Here is a 21,265-nt window from a genome sequence, read left to right as displayed (position 1 = left end):
ATTTTGGAGTGTCTTGAATGACAGACGCCTCATTCATGGTGTTTTCCGGGAATGCCAATCCTGCCTTGGCCGAAGGCATCGTGCGCAAGCTGAATATGCGGCTGGGGATGGCGACCATTGGAAGATTCATTGATGGTGAGATAGCGGTCGAGATCGAGGAAAACGTTCGTGGGCGCGAAGTTTTTCTGATTCAGCCCACCTGTGCGCCAATCAACGAAAATATCATGGAATTGCTGGTGATGATCGATGCGTTTCGCCGGTCATCGGCATCCGTGATAACGGCTGTGATCCCTTACTACGGTTACGCGCGGCAAGACCGTCGGATCAGGTCGGCGCGGGTTCCTATTACGGCAAAGCTGGTCGCGAAAATGATTTGCGCGGCGGGGGCCGACCGGGTGTTGACCGTGGATTTGCATGCCGATCAAATTCAAGGATTTTTCGATGTTCCTGTCGACAACGTTTACGCGTCGCCGATTTTGCTGGGCGATGTATGGCGGCAGAAATACCAAGGCCTGATCGTCGTTTCCCCTGATGTCGGTGGCGTAGTGAGAGCGCGAGCGTTGGCTAAACGGCTCGATGACGCTGATTTGGCCATCATAGACAAACGTCGCCCAAGGCCGAACGAGGCCAAGGTGATGAACATCATCGGCGATGTCGAGGGGCGCACGTGCATTATGGTTGATGACTTAGTTGATACGGCCGGGACGTTATGTCGGGCGGCCGGGGCGTTAAAGGATCACGGCGCGCGGCGGGTGGTCGCATACTGCACGCACCCGGTGTTATCCGGACGGGCGATAGAGAACATCGAGGATTCGGTGCTGGATGAATTGGTTGTGACGGATACCATCCCGTTGCGTCGGGATGCTCAGCAATGCAAGAAAGTCCGGCAGCTGAGCGTTGCCGAGATGCTGGCGGAGACGATACGCCGTATAGCGGTCGGCGAATCGGTTAGTTCGCTTTATGTGGATTGATTTACTTGTTTTTTGATTCGCTGCTAAGAGTATTTTGGAGAGAAAGATGGTAGGCAGTTTTGTATTTGAAGCGGATTTAAGAGTGGGCACCGGAAAGCGGGATGCGCGGCGGTTGCGTCGCGCCGGCAATGTTCCGGCTGTTCTTTACGGCGGTGGTGCTCAGCCGATCGGCTTGGTGTTGCAGCATAACAAGGTTCTGAAAAATCTGGAAAATGACGCCGTTTATTCCCATGTTTTGACTGTTAAGATCGATGGTCGGGAAGAAAGGGCTATTCTGAAAGGTTTGCAGAGACATCCGAGTAAGCCGATCATCATGCATATGGATTTCCAGCGTGTGAGTCGCGGAGAAACAATCCGGGTTCATGTGCCGTTGCATTTCGCCAACCAGGACATTTCTGTTGGGGTCAAAAAGGGTGGGGTGGTAACTCATAACCTGGTTGATGTGGAGGTCGCCTGTACGCCGGATAAATTGCCGGAGTATCTGGAGGTGGATCTTGCGAATGTCGATATCGGCCAATCCGTTCACCTCTCGGACTTGACCGTGCCGGACGGTGTCGAGATTCTGGCTCTTGCTCACGGCCCGGAACACGATTTGCCGGTTGCAGCGATTCAGCCCGGGAAGGTTGCGGAGTCGTCGGAAGGTTCCGCCGAGTAGGTCGGTCCGTGACCGAGGCGGCCGGGAGGGACCCCATGTCTATTCGCTTTAGGTTGGTGGTAGGCTTGGGAAATCCCACGGCCAAATATGAAAAAACCCGGCATAACGCCGGGTTTTGGTTGGTGGATGAGCTTGCATCCTCATGTCGGGTTGTGTTTAGGGAGGATCGGCGCTTCCAGGGGTTGGTCGGGACTCTGGGGCGGGAAAAGGAAAGTGTTCTTCTCCTTAAGCCCATGACGTTCATGAATCGAAGTGGAGAATCGGTCGCAGCTCTCGCTCGGTATTATAAGATCCCGGTCCAGGAGATCCTGGTGGCGCATGATGAGCTGGACTTTCCGCCGGGTGTGGCGCGGTTGAAATGCGGTGGTGGGCACGGGGGGCATAACGGCTTGAGAGACCTGATAGACAAATTGGGAGCGGCCGGTTTTTGCCGGATACGCATCGGTATTGGTCATCCCGGTGATCGCGACGCCGTTGTTCCATACGTGCTTGGTAATCCGGGTTATGAGGAGCGCGGCATGGTCGCTCGTGCGATTTCCGAGGTGATAGAGTTGTTTCCAGCCATGCTCCGGGGGGATTTGGAGGCTGTGAAGACCCGTCTTCACGCTGATTTGCACAATGATGTGCGCTGATTGTTGACACTGGCAATCGAATACCTAATAATTCACATCTTAACCCTTGGAGGGGTTCCCGAGCGGTCAAAGGGATCAGACTGTAAATCTGACGGCTCTGCCTTCGAAGGTTCGAATCCTTCCCCCTCCACCATTTAATTTCGGTTTTGCGCGCGGGTGTAGTTCAATGGTAGAACCTCAGCCTTCCAAGCTGATGGCGTGGGTTCGATTCCCATCACCCGCTCCAGCAAAATGGGTGCCAGGTTTTTGCCCATATAGCTCAGTCGGTAGAGCACTTCCTTGGTAAGGAAGAGGTCACCGGTTCAAGTCCGGTTATGGGCTCCAGTTTGGGTGTATCGGTAATCAGATTGAGGGGTATTGGCGGATGTCCAAAGAAAAGTTTACGCGCACAAAGCCGCATGTGAACGTTGGGACGATTGGTCATGTTGACCATGGTAAGACAACCCTGACGGCGGCCCTGACCAAGGTCGGTGCGGAACGCTTTGGTGGCGAATTCAAGGCATACGATCAAATCGATGCGGCACCAGAAGAGCGTGCGCGTGGCATCACGATTGCGACGGCCCACGTGGAGTACGAATCCCCGACGCGCCACTATGCGCACGTCGACTGCCCCGGTCACGCCGACTACGTCAAAAACATGATTACCGGTGCGGCGCAGATGGATGGAGCCATTCTGGTGTGTTCGGCGGCGGACGGCCCGATGCCCCAGACGCGCGAACACATTCTGCTGGCGCGGCAAGTGGGGGTTCCCTATATTGTGGTCTTCCTGAACAAGGCCGATATGGTGGATGATCCGGAGTTGCTGGAACTGGTCGAAATGGAAGTGCGCGAGCTTTTGTCGAATTACGACTTTCCGGGTGATGATACGCCGATCGTGCGCGGTTCGGCCTTGAAGGCGCTGGAAGGGGATCAGAGCGAGATCGGTGTGCCGGCCATTTTCAAGTTGGTTGAGGCGCTCGACAGCTATATTCCCGAGCCTCAGCGTGACATTGAGAAGCCGTTCCTGATGCCGATCGAAGACGTATTCTCGATTTCCGGTCGCGGCACGGTGGTGACGGGGCGTATTGAGCGCGGCAAGGTCAAGGTCGGTGATGAAATTTCGATCGTGGGTCTGCGCGAGACCGGGAAGACGACGTGTACCGGCGTCGAGATGTTCCGCAAGTTGCTGGACGAAGGTGTGGCGGGTGACAACGTTGGCGTGTTGTTGCGCGGCACCAAGCGGGAAGAGGTGGAGCGCGGGCAGGTTCTGGCGGCACCGAACACGATTACCCCGCACACGCATTTCGAGGCGGAGATCTATGTGTTGTCCAAAGACGAGGGTGGGCGTCATACCCCCTTCTTCAATGGCTACCGTCCGCAGTTCTATTTTCGCACGACCGACGTGACTGGTGCGGTGGAGTTGCCGGAAGGCGTTGAAATGGTCATGCCCGGTGACAACGTCAAGGTCACGGTCAAATTGATTGCGCCGATTGCGATGGAGGAAGGGTTGCGTTTTGCGGTGCGCGAAGGTGGTCGTACTGTCGGCGCCGGTGTTGTGTCCAAGGTGTTGGAGTAAAAGCTTTAGCTCCCGCAATCCTTGTGCGGGGGCTTGTCAAGTTAGCAGAGTATAGGTCAGTAGCTCAATTGGTAGAGCAGCGGTCTCCAAAACCGCAGGTTGGGGGTTCGAGTCCCTCCTGGCCTGCCATCTCTGTCGCGATATAACTGCTTTCGATTCAAGTTAAGGTGTTCATGGCTGCTCGAGCAGAGTCAGGTTCTTCGGTTGTCGATACGGCGAAGCTCGTGCTCGCAATCGTTTTGTTGATTGCTGGTGTGGTCGGGTTTTACTACTTTTCGCAGCAGCCATTGCTCTATCGAGTGCTTGGTGTTGTCGGTCTTACGGTGGCTTCCATGGCAATGGTCCTGACGACTTCGCTTGGGAGAGGTTTTTGGGGCTTTCTGAAGGAGGCGAGAGTCGAGGTTCGAAAGGTAGTTTGGCCGACACGTCAAGAGACCGTGCAGGCGACGTTAATCGTCGTGGCCTTAGTGTTCCTTGTCGGTTTGATGTTGTGGCTGTTCGATATGTTCCTCTTTTGGGCGATAAGTCATCTGACCGGGCAGGGGGCGTAGCATGGCATTGCGTTGGTACGTAGTGCATGCGTACTCCAATTTTGAGAATCAGGTAAAGCGTTCTCTGGAAGAGAGAATTAAGCGATCGGGATTGGAGCGCTTCTTTGGGAAAATCCTTGTTCCCACGGAAGAGGTCGTCGAAATGCGCATGGGGCAGCAAAGGAAAAGCGAGCGTAAGTTTTTTCCGGGATACGTTCTGGTTCAGATGGAGTTGAATGACGAAACTTGGCATCTGGTCAAAGAGGTTCCGCGCGTTCTCGGCTTTATTGGAGGAACATCGGATCGGCCGGCGCCGATATCGGAGCAGGAGGCCGAGGCAATCCTCAGTCGGGTCGAGGAGGGGGCGGTCAAGCCGAAACCTAAGGTTCTTTTTGAGGTGGGTGAGGTTGTCCGGGTAATCGAAGGTCCTTTCAAGGACTTTAACGGCGTGGTGGAAGAAGTTAACTACGAAAAAAACAAGCTTCGCGTATCGGTATTGATTTTCGGTCGTTCTACGCCCGTTGAACTCGATTTCGGTCAGGTCGAAAAAGCTTAGTTTAAGCATCAAAATTCCCGCGTCTAACCTATGTAAGGTATTGCGGGCAGGGGAGCTATAGAGCGTTATTACCCATCTGGAGTAAGCAATGGCAAAGAAAATTACGGCATACATCAAGCTTCAGGTCAAGGCCGGAGAGGCGAATCCCAGTCCACCCGTGGGGCCTGCGCTCGGTCAGCGCGGCGTCAATATCATGGAGTTCTGCAAAGCATTCAATGCACAAACGCAGGGCGTAGAGAAAGGTTTGCCCTTACCCGTGGTTATCACGGTATATAGTGATCGCAGTTTTACGTTTATCACAAAAACACCGCCGGCTTCGGTTTTGTTGAAAAAGGCAATTGGGCTGGCTAAGGGTAGCAGTAACCCCAATACAAACAAAGTGGGGACCGTTTCGCGAGATCAATTAGCGGAGATTGCCGCGATAAAATTGCCCGATCTGACTGCGGCTGATATGGATGCGGCTATCCGTACCATCACGGGCAGTGCGCGCAGCATGGGACTTAACGTGGAGGGCGTGTAATGGCCAAGTTGAGCAAGCGCGCCAAAGCAATAAAAGAAAAGCTCCAGTCGGGGAAGATTTATGCTGCCGAAGAGGTTTTTGCTGTTCTAAAAGAGCTTTCGACGGTCAAATTTATCGAGTCTGTTGATGTGAGCGTAAATCTGGGCGTTGATCCTAGAAAATCCGATCAGGCTGTTCGTGGAGCGACCGTGCTGCCGCACGGAACCGGAAAAACGGTTCGTGTTGCCGTATTTGCCCAAGGTGCAAATGCCGATGCGGCGAGGGAAGCGGGGGCTGACATTATCGGTATGGACGATCTCGCTGCTCAAGTAAAGGCGGGCGAGCTAAATTTTGACGTTGTCATCGCTTCTCCGGATGCCATGCGCGTAGTTGGGCAGTTAGGACAAATCCTTGGTCCCAGAGGCCTCATGCCAAATCCGAAAGTCGGCACGGTAACACCCGATGTCGCAGGGGCAGTCAAGAATGCCAAGGCGGGACAGGTTCGCTACCGGACCGACAAAAAAGGCATTATCCACTGCACTATAGGTAAAGTGAATTTTGCGCCGGAGGCGCTGAAGGAAAACCTTGAAGCGCTGATATCCGATCTGAAGAAAGTGAAGCCTTCCACATCGAAGGGGGTTTATTTGAAAAAAATTACTGTGTCTTCGACGATGGGACCTGGTTTACAAGTTGATCATGCTACCCTCGCGGCATAAGTAAGACAGACTTTGGGTTGCCGGCACCGCCGGTAACCGTCAAAGACCGCAGGCGCGCTGGTGCGCTTAATCGATAAGGCCTGCGCAGACGGTGTACTGATCCGTGATCGGTGAAAGGAGCCGTTTTTGGGGCATCTCGAATCGGGATGTTTTTGGGCTCTGAATGGTTCCCAACTGTTCAGACTGTTACTGGAGGTAGAAGGTGGCGCTAAGACTGGATGACAAAAAAGCCGTCGTCGCAGAAGTCGCAGCTGTTGCCGCTCAAGCGCACTCCGCTGTGGCTGCGGAGTATCGCGGATTAAGCGTTTCTGAACTCACGGACCTCCGCAAGGTCGCGCGCGAATCGGGTGTATATTTGAGGGTAATAAAGAATACCCTGGCTCGTAGGGCCGTAGAGGGCACCGATTTTGCGTGTATGCAAGAAGGTTTGGTCGGGCCGCTGATTCTGGCGTTTTCTATCGAAGATCCGGGTTCGGCTGCGCGTGTCGTTCAGGGCTTTTCGAAACAGCACAATAAGCTTGTCGTAAAACTGGTGGCCGTAAGCGGGAAGTTGTACGGCGCATCGGAAATTGATCGCTTATCAAAGCTTCCCAACAAGGAGCAAGCTTTGGCCATGTTGATGGGCGTCATGAAAGCTCCGATCGAGAAGTTCGTCAGAACCATGGCTGAGCCTCATGCAAAGCTGGTTCGGACTGTGGCTGCGGTGCGTGATAAGAAGCAGGCGGCATAAGCAAGGTTACAAGGTTATTTGGGAGTATTTCGATGGCAGTATCTAAAGAAGAAATTTTGGAAACCATTGCCAGTATGACGGTGATGGAAGTGGTGGATTTGATTTCCGCCATGGAAGAGAAATTCGGAGTTTCGGCAGCTGCGGCGGTTGCGGTTGCTGCACCGTCAGCCGCGGCGGCGGCGCCGGCGGTTGAGGAAAAGACCGAATTCGATGTTGTGATGACCAGCTTCGGTGAAAACAAGGTGAATGTGATCAAGGTGATTCGCACTATCACCGGTTTGGGTCTGAAAGAAGCTAAGGATCTTGTGGAAGGTGTTCCTTCGACGGTTAAGGAAGGGGTCAGTAAGCAAGAGGCCGAAGACATCAAGAAGCAGTTGGTTGAAGCCGGCGCAGCGGTTGAAATTAAATAATTGCTGCTCCGTCTGAACTAAGTCGACCTTTGTAAGGCTGGCAGCTTGTGGCTGCCGGCCTTTCGGCGTTTGCAACGATCTCTTGTATTTGTGTCTGGCTCGTCCAAGCGGAGAGCAGTTGAGGCGTACGGTGCAATCCAGTCCCCGGCCGAATTACTTCTACTGTCCTATGTCTAATTTTAATCCGCAAGTGGTCATCCGAGTCTTTTAGTCTCTTTTAGACATCGTGGTAATTTCGTTTGAACATTTAAGGTAAGGAACCACTATGGCCTACTCTTTCACCGAAAAAAAACGCATTCGTAACAGCTTTGGCAAGCGTCGTGACGTACTTGAAGTCCCTTATCTTTTAGCAACCCAAGTCGAATCCTACAAGAGATTTTTGCAGGCTGACGTTCCTTGCAGCAAGCGCATCGAGGAGGGACTGCATGCCGCGTTAAAATCGGTCTTTCCGATTGAGAGCCATACTGGCCATGCCGTCCTCGAGTATGTAAGTTATGTCTTGGGTGAGCCCACGTTCGATGTCAAAGAGTGTCAGCAGCGCGGCGCGAATTATGCGGCACCCTTGCGTGTCCTGGTGCGTTTGGTGATCTATGACCGTGAAGCGCCTGCCAGCGCCAGAATCGTCAAGGATATCAAGGAACAGGAAATCTACATGGGCGAAATTCCGCTCATGACCGATACGGGTACATTCGTCGTCAACGGAACCGAGCGCGTCATTGTTTCACAATTGCATCGTTCGCCCGGTGTTTTCTTCGATCATGATCGCGGTAAAACTCACTCGTCCGGAAAGCTCTTGTTCAACGCGCGGATCATTCCTTACCGGGGGTCCTGGCTGGACTTCGAGTTCGATCATAAAGACTGCGTTTATGTTCGGATAGACCGGCGGCGAAAACTGCCGGCAACGGTGCTACTGCGTGCGCTGGGGTATGATAACGAACAGATCATTAAGCTGTTTTTCGAAACTAATCGCTTTTCTTTCATCAATAACGGGATTCTCCTTGACCTGATTCCGGAGCGCTTGCGCGGCGATATCGCCAGTTTCGATATCAAAGCCGATGGACAGATGATCGTCGAAAAGGGACACCGAATTACCGCTCGGCACATCCGTCAGATGGATAAAACAGGGCTGAAGCAGCTAGAGGTGCCGAGAGATTACCTCTATGGCAAAATTCTCGCCCATAATGTGATTGTCCCGCAAACGGGGGAGTTGCTGGCGAAAGTGAATGACGAGATCACGGAGGATCTTTTGAGTCGCATCATCGAGGCGGGCATAGATGCCATCGACACGCTGTACATCAACGATCTCGACCGCGGACCCTACATGGCCAACGCCATGCGGATCGACACCACGGAGACGCAGCTCGATGCGTTGGTAGAAATTTATCGTATGATGCGGCCTGGTGAGCCGCCCGCTCGGGAAGCGGCGCAGACGCTATTCGATAATCTTTTCTTTTCGCCGGATCGGTACGATCTGTCGGCGGTCGGCCGCATGAAATTCAATCGCCGCCTTGGGCGATCGGAGATTACCGGGCCGGGGGTGCTTACCAAGGACGATATCATCGACGTTCTCAAGGAGCTGATCAATATTCGTAACGGTATCGGTACGGTCGACGATATTGACCATCTCGGCAATCGCCGTGTACGGTCGGTAGGCGAAATGGTGGAAAATCAATTCCGCCTCGGTTTGGTGCGTGTTGAACGTGCCGTCAAAGAGCGGTTGTCCCTTGCCGATGCCGAGAATCTGATGCCGCAGGAGATCATCAACGCCAAGCCGGTCGCGGCGTCGATCAAGGAATTTTTCGGCTCCAGCCAGCTGTCTCAGTTCATGGATCAGAACAATCCTTTGTCCGAGGTGACCCACAAGCGCCGTGTTTCAGCCTTGGGACCGGGCGGCCTCGCGAGGGAAAGAGCGGGTTTCGAAGTGCGTGACGTTCATACGACTCACTACGGACGTGTTTGTCCCATCGAAACTCCTGAAGGACCTAACATCGGTCTGATCAATTCCTTGGCGGTTTACGCGCGCACCAATGAGTACGGATTTCTAGAAACGCCTTACCGCAAGGTAATCGACGGGATTGTTACTGACGAGATCGAGTATCTTTCCGCGATAGAAGAGGGTAAGTATTTCATCGCGCAGGCCAGCGCCAAAGTGGATGAAAACGGAAAGTTGGTCGACGACCTCGTTTCCTGCCGGCATAAGGACGAGTTTACCCTGGCATCCGCCGATCAAATCAATTACATGGACGTGTCGTCGCGACAGATCGTTTCGGTTGCGGCATCCCTGATTCCGTTCCTGGAGCATGACGACGCCAACCGTGCATTGATGGGCTCCAACATGCAGCGCCAGGCGGTGCCGACATTGCGGACCGAAAAGCCTTTGGTCGGTACGGGTATGGAGCGTATCGTAGCCCGGGATTCCGGCGTAGCGGTTATTGCCAAGCGTGGCGGAACCGTGGAATTTGTCGATGCCGGACGTATTGTCGTGCGCGTGAACGATGACGAAACCGAAGCGGGCGTGCCGGGTGTTGATATCTATAACCTGACCAAGTATACGCGTTCGAATCAAAACACCTGCATCAATCAGAGGCCGTTGGTAAAGCTCGGCGACATCGTGGCGAAGGGGGACATCCTAGCGGATGGACCGTCGACCGATATGGGCGAACTGGCGTTGGGGCAGAATCTGCTGGTCGCGTTTATGCCCTGGAACGGATGCAACTTCGAGGACTCTATCCTCATCTCGGAGCGGGTGGTACAGGACGACCGCTTCACGACGATTCATATCGAAGAAAAAACCTGTGTTGCCCGGGATACCAAATTGGGGCCGGAGGAAATCACGGCCGATATTCCGAATGTGGGCGAAGCGGCACTGGCAAAGCTGGATGAGTCCGGAATAGTTTATATCGGTGCCGAGGTTAAGGCGGGAGATATTCTCGTGGGCAAGGTTACGCCCAAAGGCGAGACCCAGCTTACGCCCGAGGAGAAACTGCTCCGTGCCATTTTCGGCGAAAAGGCATCGGATGTGAAAGACACCTCTCAGCGGGTGCCTTCCGGCATGGACGGAACCGTGATAGACGTCCAGGTCTTTACCCGTGACGGCGTCAAGAAGGATGATCGGGCGAAGCAGATCGAGCAGGCTGAAATCGATCGGGTCAAGAAAGATCTGAACGACCAGCTTCGAATTATCGAAAAAGACTTTTACCAGCGTGTAGAACAGATGCTTCTGGGTAAGACCGCCGAGTCGGGTCCGAATCGGCTGCATTCGGGAGACGTGATCACGCATGACTATCTTAACGGGCTGAAACCGTCCCAGTGGCTGGAAATTCGTCTCCAGGACGATGATTTGAATTTTCAGCTCGAGGCCATCGCCGAGCAGATTGCTCAGCAGCGTGAAGAGATGAACAAGCGGTTGGAGGAGAAGAAGAAGAAGATCGCCTTGGGCGACGACTTGCCGCCGGGAGTCTTGAAAATGGTCAAGGTCTATTTGGCTGTCAAGCGCCGCATTCAGCCGGGAGACAAAATGGCGGGACGCCACGGAAACAAGGGCGTCATCTCGCAGATCGTTCCGGTCGAGGATATGCCCTATCTGGCCGACGGAACCCCCGTGGATATCGTGCTCAATCCGCTCGGCGTGCCGTCGCGAATGAATGTCGGGCAGGTGCTGGAGACCCATCTGGGCTGGGCTGCAAAGGGATTGGGCCTTAAGATCGGCAAGATGCTGGAGGCCAAGGCAAAAATTGAGGAAATCCGTGGATTCTTGAAAGAAGTCTATAACTGCAGCGGTAAAAATGAGGATCTGGACTCGTTGTCCGACAAAGAAGTCCTCGATCTGGCTTCAAACCTTCGGGGCGGGGTGCCCATGGCCACACCTGTGTTCGATGGCGCCACGGAGGGCGATATCAAGACCATGCTGCGCCTGGCGGATCTGCCCGAGAGCGGCCAGACTCTGCTGACCGACGGTCGAACCGGCGAAGTATTCGATCGGTCGGTCACTGTCGGATATATGTACATGCTCAAGCTCAACCACTTGGTCGACGATAAGATGCATGCCCGTTCCACCGGCCCGTACAGTCTGGTTACACAGCAGCCCTTGGGCGGCAAGGCCCAGTTCGGTGGCCAGCGCTTCGGAGAAATGGAAGTCTGGGCATTGGAAGCTTACGGTGCAGCCTACACGCTTCAGGAAATGCTCACCGTCAAATCGGACGACGTGACCGGACGCACCAAGATCTACAAGAACATAGTCGATGGCGACCATCGGATGGAGGCAGCTATGCCGGAGTCGTTCAACGTACTCATCAAAGAGATTCGCTCCTTGGGAATCAACATCGAGTTGGAACAGGACTAATACGCTAGACGCATGATCCGGATCGCCTCTAGGTCCGGGTCGGCAGAACCGAATTCAGGAGAACGTCTGTGAAAGATCTCATTAACTTCTTAAAGCGTCAAAACCAAGCGGAAGAATTCGACAGCATTCGCATCAGTCTTGCGTCGCCCGATATGATTCGGTCCTGGTCTTACGGAGAAGTGAAGAAGCCCGAAACGATCAACTACCGGACCTTCAAACCGGAGCGGGATGGTTTGTTCTGCGCCAAGATTTTCGGTCCGGTCAGCGACTACGAATGTCTTTGCGGCAAATACAAGCGACTGAAGCACCGTGGGGTCATCTGCGAAAAGTGCGGCGTAGAGGTGACACTGTCCAAAGTGCGCCGGGAGCGCATGGGCCATATCGAACTTGCCAGCCCCGTCGCACATATCTGGTTTCTTAAATCGCTGCCTTCTCGGATCGCGTTGCTGCTCGATATGACATTGCGAGAAATCGAACGGGTTCTCTATTTTGAATCCTATGTCGTCATCGATCATGGCATGTCCCCACTCAACCGAGGCCAGCTGTTGACCGAAGAGGAATATCAGCAGGCGGTGCAACAGCATGGCGATGAATTCGTCGCAAAAATGGGTGCCGAAGCAATCTACGAGATGCTGAAGACCATGGATCTCAACGCGGAAGTGGCCACGCTGCGCGAAGAGATCGATTCGACCAATTCAGAAACCAAGATCAAGAAGCATACGAAACGCCTGAAGGCGATCGAATCCTTGATTTCGTCCAACAATCGTCCCGAGTGGATGATTCTGACGGTATTGCCCGTATTGCCGCCGGAGTTGCGTCCTCTGGTTCCGCTGGATGGCGGCCGTTTTGCCACCTCGGACCTGAACGACCTGTATCGCCGCGTGATCAACCGCAACAATCGCCTGAAGCGTCTGCTGGATCTCAATGCGCCGGATATCATCGTGCGCAATGAAAAGCGGATGTTGCAGGAAGCTGTCGACGCCTTGCTCGACAACGGCCGACGCGGGCGCGCCATCACCGGCTCGAACAAGCGGCCGCTAAAGTCGCTGGCAGACATGATCAAAGGCAAGCAGGGACGGTTTCGCCAGAACCTGCTTGGGAAGCGCGTGGATTATTCCGGCCGTTCGGTGATCGTCGTCGGTCCGACTTTGAAGCTGCATCAGTGCGGCTTGCCGAAGAAAATGGCCCTGGAATTGTTCAAGCCGTTCATTTTCAGCAAACTTCAGCTCCGCGGCCTTGCGACGACGATCAAGGCTGCTAAGAAAATGGTGGAGAAGGAAAGCGCGGAAGTTTGGGATATTCTCGACGAGGTTATCCGGGAGCATCCGGTCTTGCTGAACCGTGCGCCGACCCTGCACAGACTCGGCATCCAGGCGTTCGAGCCGATTCTGATCGAAGGCAAGGCGATCCAGTTGCATCCCTTGGTCTGTACGGCTTTCAATGCCGACTTCGACGGTGATCAAATGGCGGTTCACGTCCCGCTGTCGCTGGAGGCGCAGCTGGAAGCCCGCACTCTGATGATGGCGACTAACAATATTTTGTCGCCAGCCAATGGCGAACCCATCATTAATCCCACTCAGGACGTGGTGTTGGGTCTTTATTACATGAGTCGCGAGAGAATCGATGCCAAAGGCACCGGCATGTATTTCACGGACGTGGCCGAAGTTCAGCGCGCATTTCAAACCAAGGCGGTGGATCTCCAGGCGCGGGTGCATGTTCGAATCAACGAAACCACTCTGGGGGAGCACGGCGAAAAAACGAAGGTTTTCAAGCGTGTCGAAACCATTGTGGGACGGGCATTGATCTGGAACATCGTCCCCGAAGGTATCCCGTTCGAAATGATCAACCAGGATATGACCAAGAAAGCCATTTCCAAGCTGATCAACTACTGTTACCGGACGCTGGGAATCAAAGCCACGGTGGTATTCGCCGATCAGCTGATGTATTTGGGCTTTTCCCATGCGACGCGTGCCGGCATGTCGTTCGGGGTCGATGATATGGCCATCCCGACACGAAAAGAAGAGATCATTCGCGCCGCCGGGCAGGAAGTTAAGGAAATTCAGAATCAATATGCATCAGGCTTGGTGACCGATGGCGAACGCTACAACAAAGTGGTGGACATCTGGTCTCATGCGAACGACCAAGTCGCCAAGGTGATGATGGAAGGACTGGGCACCGAAAAGGTTGAGATGCCGGATGGACAGATTGCAGAGCAAAAGTCCTTCAACTCGATTTTCATGATGGCCGATTCCGGTGCGCGAGGTTCTGCGGCTCAGATTCGGCAGTTGTCCGGCATGCGCGGCCTCATGGCGAAACCGGACGGCTCGATCATCGAAACCCCGATCACCGCGAATTTCCGGGAAGGATTGGACGTTCTTCAGTACTTCATCTCGACTCACGGTGCTCGAAAGGGTCTTGCCGACACCGCGCTGAAAACCGCTAACTCGGGTTATCTCACGCGACGGCTTGTGGACGTGGCACAGGACTTGGTCATTACCGAAGACGATTGCGGTACCAACGACGGCCTGCTCATGGCGCCCTTGATCGAGGGCGGTGATGTGGTCGAGCCCCTGGCTGAGCGCGTTCTCGGGCGCGCATTGGCGGAAGATGTCAGGAATCCCTCCACGGGGGAACTGATCTTGACGGCTAGTTCGATCTTGGATGAGCACGCCGTAAATCTATTGGAAGCCCACAGCGTCGATAACGTTCGGGTCCGGTCGGTCATCAGCTGCCGAACACGTTACGGTGTCTGCGCAACCTGTTATGGGCGTGACCTGGGCCGCGGCCACAAGGTCAATATCGGCGAGGCGATCGGCGTAATAGCAGCTCAGTCTATTGGTGAACCGGGTACTCAGCTGACCATGCGTACCTTCCACATCGGCGGTGCGGCATCTCGTTCGGCCGCCATCAGTAATGTGGAAGTCAAATCCGCGGGTACAATCAAGCTTACCAATCTTAAGACTGTCGCCAACAAGGACAACAACCTGGTTGCGGTTTCGCGTTCGGGTGAAGTCAGCGTAATCGATGAGCATGGACGTGAGCGTGAGCGCTACAAGATACCTTACGGCGCTGTTCTGACGGTTCATGAGGGCAGCCCGGTCAGAGCCGGTCAGGTCGTCGTGAATTGGGATCCCCATACCCATCCGGTCGTTACCGAAGTGAAGGGTTATGCCAAACTGGTCGATTTCATTGACGGGGTCACCGTGCGCGAGCAATCTGACGAAGTTACCGGATTGAGCTCCATGGTGGTCATCGATCCCAAGCAGAGGGGTGGTGCAGGAAAGGACTTGCGGCCGATGGTCAAGCTCGTCGACGAGCAGGGGAACGACATTCGGATTCCCTCGACGGAAATCGCGGCTCAATACTTCCTGCCGGCCGGCGCCATCATCGGTATTCACGATGGTGATTTAGTACAAGTCGGTGACGTGTTGGCCAGAATTCCTCAGGAGTCGAGTAAGACTCGTGACATCACCGGTGGTCTCCCGCGGGTTGCCGACCTTTTCGAAGCTCGTAAGACCAAGGATCCCGCGATTTTGGCGGAGGCGACAGGCACCGTCAGCTTCGGCAAGGAGACCAAGGGCAAGCGCCGTATCATCATCACTGATACTCACGGACATCAGCATGAAGTCCTCATTCCGAAATGGCGTCATATTACGGTGTTCGAGGGCGAACACGTGGAACAGGGCGAAACGATTGCCGAAGGCGATCTGACACCGCACGACATTCTGCGGCTTCGTGGGGTCGCCGAATTGGCCTCTTATCTGGTGAAGGAAATTCAGGACGTCTACCGGCTTCAGGGCGTGAAGATCAACGATAAGCATATCGAGGTCATCATTCGCCAGATGTTGCGGAAGGTAGAAATCACCGATCCCGGAGACACGAGCTTTCTCAAGGGTGAGCAAGCCGACCGGGCAAGAGTGCTGGAGGAAAACGACAAGGTCGAGGCCGAAGGCAAAATTCCGGCATGTTACGAGCCGGTGCTTTTGGGAATCACCAAAGCGTCGCTGTCCACCGAGTCGTTTATTTCCGCGGCGTCTTTCCAGGAGACGACGCGTGTCCTGACCGAAGCCGCCATTCGCGGTCTGAGCGACAAGTTGCTCGGGTTGAAGGAAAACGTCATCGTTGGTCGATTGATTCCTGCGGGTACGGGACTTGCCTATCATTTGGATCGCAAGCGTAGGGCGAAACTGGCTGAGGGCGAGGAAGTCGAAGCCGCTGCGACGATAGATGCGGGTGATGTCGAAGAGGCCTTGAAGCAAGCGCTAAGCATGTAAGGAACCCGGACCGGCGGCCGATTACCGAATCGGTCGCCGGTAGGACAGGACGATTGTCAAACAGCGATTAATTGGTAATATAATCCGTTTAATTTTGGGGTTTTTTCGGTCCTGATCATGCTGCCCGGTTCAATCCGGGTTTTTGCTGTCTATGCGGGGGAGAAATCCATCGCGGGTACCGGTTTCGCTAGTTTGGTAAGTCCGTAGATTCTTGGAGCACACTGAATGAAAAGAAATACTTTGTCGGGCCTGGTTGCTGCAGGTTTGGTTGGCGCGTTGATGGTTCCTGGCGTCAACGCGGCCGGAGATCCCGAAGCGGGGAGAACGAAGTTTTATACCTGTGAGGGGTGTCACGGGGTGGCTGGGTACACGAACGTCTATCCCACTTATCATGTACCGAGCATTGGGGGGCAGCACGCCGATTACGTCGTCTCGGCCCTTAAGGCCTACCGTTCAGGACAGCGTAAGCACGGAAGCATGATCGGAAATGCAGCCACCATGAGCGATCGGGACATAGAGGATATAGCGGCGTACGTGTCCAGATTCCGCTCCATAAACGTCAATTTGCCGGTTAGCGGAAATGCCGCGGTGGGGCAGGGAAAAGCGGAAAGCTGTGGGGGATGCCATGGGGAGGACGGCAACACTACTGACCCGAATTTTCCGCGACTTGCCGGACAACATGAAAGCTATCTCATCAAAGCCTTACAGGATTACAAGTCCGGAGCCCGCAAAAATCCGATCATGAACGGCATTGCAGAGGGGTTGTCGGATGAGGATATCAAGAATATTTCGGCTTATTATGCAAGCCAGAAGAAGGGATTGACGGTCGTTGAAGACTAGGTTCGACTAGGACGCAGGATCTGAACGGTTCGTAAGCCGTTTTGTTTTTTACTTGCCGGAGATTCGCTTCGGCAAGTGGCTTCCTGCGTGGCGAAGGTGACGAGCATAAGTGGTTGGGCCTGTTTTGCGTTGTTGGCTGATTATCGATACCACCTTTGTCGCGAGCACGAGCGCGTTTCGCCGCTCGTGTATCCGGCTCGGCATAGTTGGGTGCAGCAACTTTTCCGTTTCGTCATGCGATTCGGCATCTTGATCTTTTTGTTGGCACTTTTTGGTGTGATTTTCGGCGCCGAGGCGAAAGGCGAAATGCGGGAGAAAACCGTCATGGGGTGGCTGGAATCCGTGTTTCTCAAGCCTTGGAGCATCCGAGTTACGGCCAAGCTGGACACCGGTGCTAAAACATCGTCCTTGCATGCCGAGGACATCGAGCACTTCACGAAGGACGGCCAGGAGTGGGTGCGTTTCACGCTGATCGGAGCAGGAGATGATGATAAAACCGTGGTCGTGGAACGTCCTCGGGTTCGAACGGTTTATATCAAGGAGCGCAGGGCACGCGCGACCCGGCGCGATGTCGTGACGATGGTGCTGTGCAAAAACGGACGAGATTATGAGACCGAGTTTACACTGATCGATCGTAGCAATTTCAATTATCCGGTTCTTTTAGGAAGAAGCTTTCTCAAGGACGTGGCTTTGGTCGACTCCGGGGACACCTTTCTGTATAAAGCGGATAGCGATCCTTGCCGGTCGAAAAAATCCGTGCAATAGAAAAGCAAATAGCCGTATCGTTCGACTGTTACCCTCAGCGTTGGATTAATTCTTGCGGAACCTGCACGTTAAGATACTGGCGTTGGTCTTGGTAACCATTGGTGTTTCGTTGTGTTGGTATAAGGTAACCCGGCTCGGCTTGCCCTTGCTGCCCACGGAAAAGGCGGAGGTTTGGACCGTGGAGGCGCGGATCGAGTTTAAGGCGAAGAAAGATGCGCCGGTAAAGGTACGCTTTTCGATTCCTCGCACACCGATCGGTTACACGGTCGTCGACGAAAATTTCGTATCCAGCAACTATGGTCTCACGACCGCAGATGACGGGATCCTGCGCTTTGCGGAGTGGGCGGTGCGACGGGTGAAGGGTTACCAGGTACTTTATTACCGTCTTAATCTGGCCCGCGATCCTATGGCTGCGGAGCCTACCGCAAGTTTCACCGTACCCGGCGTGCGGGTGCCCGAGTTTCCCGAGTTAATGCGTTCGGCCGCATGGGCCTTGCTGGATGAGGTGCGCAGCAAATCGGCCGATGCTGCGAGTTTCTCCCGCGAACTGTTGTTGCGTCTTAATGCGCCAACTCCTGATCCCAACGTGGTTCTGCTTCGGCAAGATATTCAGTCCCCCGAAGATTGGGTTCGCCGTATCGTAAACTTGCTTGCCGCTGCGGATATTCCGGCGAGAATGGCGCATGTTCTGATACTTAAAGACGGTATCAGTCACGGTACCTTGACACCTTGGCTGGAGGTTTTCGATCGTGGCGTTTGGTTGCCGTTCGGTCCGGAAACTGCGGAAAACGGGTTTCCCAAGGAAGCCATCGTTTGGCATTTGGGAGATTCCCCGATTCTCGACGTGAGCGGTGGTAAGCACGCAAAAGTTGAATATTCGGTAAGGAGACATTCGCAGGACATGACGCTGGTGGCCGAACAGCGGGCGCGCCAAATGGGATCGCGTATCATGGAGTTCTCCCTGTTCAGCCTTCCTGTACAAACCCAGAACGTTTACCGTGTCTTGCTCTTGGTGCCGGTAGGCGCCTTTTTTATCGTCTTTCTACGCAACGTGATCGGAATCAAGACCTTCGGCACTTTCATGCCAGTCCTGATTGCATTGGCATTTCGAGAGACAGAGCTGTTGTGGGGCCTGATGCTTTTTACCGTGCTCGTGGCGTCGGGGCTTCTCATTCGCTTCTATCTGGAATATCTGAAGCTTCTTCTTGTGCCACGCTTGGCCTCGGTGTTGATCATCGTCATTTTGCTGATGGCGACGGTCAGTTTATTTAGCCACAAACTGGGTATCGATCGTGGTCTTTCGATTGCTCTATTCCCAATGGTGATTCTGGCCATGACCATAGAACGGATGTCTTTGGTCTGGGAGGAGTCCGGTCCCGCAGAAGCCTTGAAGCAATGTCTGGGAAGCTTGTTGGTCGCTTCGCTTGCTTATCTCATTATTAGCAGTAAAGTCCTCGGCCATCTCGTCTTTGTGTTTCCCGAGATTCTCTTGGTGACACTGGCTATGACCTTGTTACTCGGGCGTTATACCGGTTATCGCCTGATCGAGCTCTGGCGTTTCAGAGCGGCACTGAAAAATTAAGGTTATGGGATTTTGGAAATTTCGGTTTCCCTGGACGCGCTTACGTCGCCTGGGAATCATGGGAATGAACGAACGTAATGCCGATTTCATTCTCCCATACAATCCACGCCGAAATTTTCCCTGGGTCGATGACAAATCCAAAACCAAGGCGCTTGCCCTGAGTGCGGGCATTGCCGTTCCTAAGTTGTATGGAATCGTCGAGATCGAGCATCAAATTAAGAAGTTGCGAGAAATTATCAAGCCCCACGAGGATTTCGTCATAAAGCCGGCACACGGCAGCGGCGGAGAGGGAATCCTAATCATCATCGGCCGCCAGAACGGCCGACATCGAAAAGCTAACGGCACCCTGGCCAGCGACGATGAAGTCGGACATCACATTTCCAATATTTTGAGCGGAATGTACAGTTTGGGCGGTTTACCCGATTCGGCGCTGATCGAATATCGGGTCAAGTTCGAGCCGCTGTTTGAACCGATAAGCTATCAAGGAGTGCCGGACATTCGCACGATCGTATTTCGAGGGGTACCGGTTTTGGCGATGATGCGGCTTCCGACGCGGCTATCGGACGGCAAAGCGAATCTGCATCAGGGTGCCATTGGGGTTGGGATCGATTTGGCCAGTGGGCGAACGTTTTGCGGCGTCTGGCGTGACACGCCCGTCGATCAACATCCGGATACGGGCGGCACGCTAGCGGGCTTGGAAATTCCATATTGGAGCGAAATTCTCGCGTTAACGGCTCGCTGCCACGACTTGGTGAGATTGGGATTTATTGGTGTCGATATTGTTCTGGACAAAGATTTTGGTCCATTGGTGCTGGAAATCAACGCTCGGCCGGGCCTGAGTATCCAGTTGGCCAACAAAACCGGCATTCTGCCTCGTTTGCGGCAAATCGAGAGCATGTCTGAAATTCCGATTTCCATAGAGGAGCGGGTCAGATTGGCGCAGCAGTTGGTGGTTTCCAATCTGTAACTTTTCGGCCCGCATGTGGTTCCGACGCCAGTGTCTGCTGATGCTGCCCGAACTTGAGGCGGCGTTCGTCTCTGTTGCGACTGAAATATAACGGTAACAATTCTTTGCTAAAAATACGTCCGGGCGAGCCCGTTTCCGGAATCGGCTTGTGACATGTACATGATTGACGACGGGGGGAAATAGTGAAAATCGAATTTTTCGGGTCGAGGGCGGCAATAGTGATGGCGCTGCTATGTGGTCAGGCTTACGCCGAAGTGGCGCGCGATTACATCAGTATTGTAGGTTCTTCTACCGTTTATCCGTTTGCGACGGTTGTGGCGGAGCAGTTCGGCAGGGGAGGTAAATTCAAGACGCCGAAAATCGAATCCACTGGAACCGGTGGCGGCATCAAGCTCTTTTGCAGTGGAGTGGGAGTTCAGTATCCCGACATTGCCAATGCATCGCGGCGCATGAAAAAGTCTGAGCTCGCCGCTTGCCAAAAGGCTGGCGTGAAGGAAATAACCGAGGTGAAAATCGGCTATGACGGGATCGTGTTGGCCCACGCCAAGTCCGCGCCACAGATGGAATTGACGCGGCGCGAAATCTTCCTGGCGCTCGCCAAGAAGGTGCCGGATCCGTCCTGCCAGGAATGCGACAAGCTGGTTGATAATCCGTACACGACCTGGAGCCAGATCAATCCGGCTTTACCGAATACCAAGATCGAAGTGTTGGGGCCTCCGCCCACTTCCGGTACGCGAGACGCGTTTTCCGAATTGGGAATGGAAGGCGGCTGCCAAGCTTTTAGTTGGATCAAGGCTTGGAAGGAAAAAGACAAAGGGCAGTTCAAAGGAATTTGCCACACAGTCAGAGAGGACGGTGCTTATATCGAGGCGGGAGAAAACGACAACTTGATCGTTCAAAAACTTACCGCCAACCCTAATGCCGTGGGAATTTTCGGATTTAGCTTCCTGGACCAAAATGGCGACAAAATTTCCGCCATTCCTATTGATGGGGTTGCTGCGGATTACGACACGATTTCCGCCCAGGAATATCCAATCTCCCGGCCAATATTCTTTTATGTTAAAAAGGCCCATGTTGGTGTGATTCCGGGAATCGAGGCCTATCTTTCGGAGTTCACGAGCGAAAAGGCCATGGGGCAAGAAGGCTATCTTTCGGATAAGGGTCTGATTCCGTTGTCAGACACGGAGCGCAAGGAGGTCGCGCAGAATGCAAAAAGTTTGAAGAACTACTCGATGTGACAA

General features: G+C 53.9%; 17 protein-coding genes and 4 tRNA genes. All 21 read left to right on the top strand.

What is annotated here, in order from left to right:
- The first annotated feature begins 17 nt into the window (after positions 1–17).
- The 21 genes from sS8_RS16025 (at position 18) to sS8_RS15925 (ending at position 21,262) form a co-directional block, all read left to right on the top strand.
- Entirely contained in the window at positions 18–971 is a 954-nt protein-coding gene (locus tag sS8_RS16025) for a ribose-phosphate diphosphokinase (RefSeq protein ID WP_119630483.1), read from the top strand.
- 46 nt (positions 972–1,017) lie between these two features.
- Complete coding sequence (locus sS8_RS16020; protein ID WP_119630482.1) at positions 1,018–1,626, top strand: 50S ribosomal protein L25/general stress protein Ctc; 609 nt, start codon at positions 1,018–1,020, stop codon at positions 1,624–1,626.
- Between the two features lie 35 nt (positions 1,627–1,661).
- Complete coding sequence (gene pth / locus sS8_RS16015) at positions 1,662–2,258, top strand: aminoacyl-tRNA hydrolase (RefSeq protein WP_119632840.1); 597 nt, start codon at positions 1,662–1,664, stop codon at positions 2,256–2,258.
- Positions 2,259–2,306: 48 nt separating this feature from the next.
- Positions 2,307–2,391, top strand: a tRNA-Tyr gene (locus sS8_RS16010).
- A gap of 19 nt (positions 2,392–2,410) precedes the next feature.
- Positions 2,411–2,484 (top strand) — tRNA-Gly (locus sS8_RS16005).
- A 22-nt stretch (positions 2,485–2,506) separates the two neighbouring features.
- A tRNA-Thr gene (locus sS8_RS16000) sits at positions 2,507–2,582 on the top strand.
- A 40-nt stretch (positions 2,583–2,622) separates the two neighbouring features.
- A complete protein-coding gene (tuf, locus tag sS8_RS15995; RefSeq protein ID WP_119630481.1) occupies positions 2,623–3,813 on the top strand; it encodes an elongation factor Tu in 1,191 nt (396 codons plus the stop codon).
- Between the two features lie 53 nt (positions 3,814–3,866).
- A tRNA-Trp gene (locus sS8_RS15990) sits at positions 3,867–3,942 on the top strand.
- A 44-nt stretch (positions 3,943–3,986) separates the two neighbouring features.
- Positions 3,987–4,364 carry a preprotein translocase subunit SecE gene (gene secE, locus sS8_RS15985; protein ID WP_119630480.1) on the top strand — a complete coding sequence of 126 codons (378 nt, stop codon included), beginning with the start codon at positions 3,987–3,989 and terminating at the stop codon, positions 4,362–4,364.
- Position 4,365: 1 nt separating this feature from the next.
- Positions 4,366–4,899, top strand: coding sequence for a transcription termination/antitermination protein NusG (nusG, locus tag sS8_RS15980; protein WP_119630479.1), 534 nt, complete (start codon positions 4,366–4,368; stop codon positions 4,897–4,899).
- An 88-nt stretch (positions 4,900–4,987) separates the two neighbouring features.
- Positions 4,988–5,419 carry a 50S ribosomal protein L11 gene (gene rplK, locus sS8_RS15975; protein WP_119630478.1) on the top strand — a complete coding sequence of 144 codons (432 nt, stop codon included), beginning with the start codon at positions 4,988–4,990 and terminating at the stop codon, positions 5,417–5,419.
- Positions 5,419–6,114, top strand: a complete 696-nt coding sequence (gene rplA, locus sS8_RS15970; protein WP_119630477.1) for a 50S ribosomal protein L1 — start codon at positions 5,419–5,421, stop codon at positions 6,112–6,114. Before rplK ends, rplA begins: the two co-directional genes overlap by 1 nt.
- Positions 6,115–6,316: 202 nt before the next feature.
- Positions 6,317–6,844 (top strand): 50S ribosomal protein L10, encoded by a 528-nt coding sequence (gene rplJ, locus sS8_RS15965; protein ID WP_119630476.1) that lies wholly within the window; start codon positions 6,317–6,319, stop codon positions 6,842–6,844.
- 32 nt (positions 6,845–6,876) lie between these two features.
- Positions 6,877–7,254 (top strand): 50S ribosomal protein L7/L12, encoded by a 378-nt coding sequence (gene rplL / locus sS8_RS15960; RefSeq protein WP_119630475.1) that lies wholly within the window; start codon positions 6,877–6,879, stop codon positions 7,252–7,254.
- 265 nt (positions 7,255–7,519) lie between these two features.
- Positions 7,520–11,596, top strand: coding sequence for a DNA-directed RNA polymerase subunit beta (rpoB, locus tag sS8_RS15955; RefSeq protein ID WP_119630474.1), 4,077 nt, complete (start codon positions 7,520–7,522; stop codon positions 11,594–11,596).
- A gap of 80 nt (positions 11,597–11,676) precedes the next feature.
- Complete coding sequence (gene rpoC / locus sS8_RS15950; protein WP_119632839.1) at positions 11,677–15,870, top strand: DNA-directed RNA polymerase subunit beta'; 4,194 nt, start codon at positions 11,677–11,679, stop codon at positions 15,868–15,870.
- 225 nt (positions 15,871–16,095) lie between these two features.
- Positions 16,096–16,710: a c-type cytochrome gene (locus sS8_RS15945; protein WP_119630473.1), complete on the top strand. Its 615-nt coding sequence runs from the start codon at positions 16,096–16,098 to the stop codon at positions 16,708–16,710.
- A 234-nt stretch (positions 16,711–16,944) separates the two neighbouring features.
- Positions 16,945–17,475, top strand: a complete 531-nt coding sequence (locus sS8_RS15940) for an ATP-dependent zinc protease family protein (RefSeq protein WP_119632838.1) — start codon at positions 16,945–16,947, stop codon at positions 17,473–17,475.
- Between the two features lie 52 nt (positions 17,476–17,527).
- Entirely contained in the window at positions 17,528–19,057 is a 1,530-nt protein-coding gene (locus sS8_RS15935) for an inactive transglutaminase family protein (protein WP_119630472.1), read from the top strand.
- A gap of 4 nt (positions 19,058–19,061) precedes the next feature.
- On the top strand, positions 19,062–20,024 hold the full coding sequence (locus sS8_RS15930; RefSeq protein WP_119630471.1) for an alpha-L-glutamate ligase-like protein: 963 nt from the start codon (positions 19,062–19,064) through the stop codon (positions 20,022–20,024).
- 182 nt (positions 20,025–20,206) lie between these two features.
- Entirely contained in the window at positions 20,207–21,262 is a 1,056-nt protein-coding gene (locus sS8_RS15925) for a PstS family phosphate ABC transporter substrate-binding protein (RefSeq protein ID WP_232020332.1), read from the top strand.
- Positions 21,263–21,265 lie beyond the last annotated feature (3 nt).

The organism is Methylocaldum marinum, from assembly GCF_003584645.1.
Classification (GTDB): Bacteria; Pseudomonadota; Gammaproteobacteria; order Methylococcales; family Methylococcaceae; genus Methylocaldum; species Methylocaldum marinum.
This window is presented reverse-complemented; position numbering and strand designations above follow the sequence as displayed.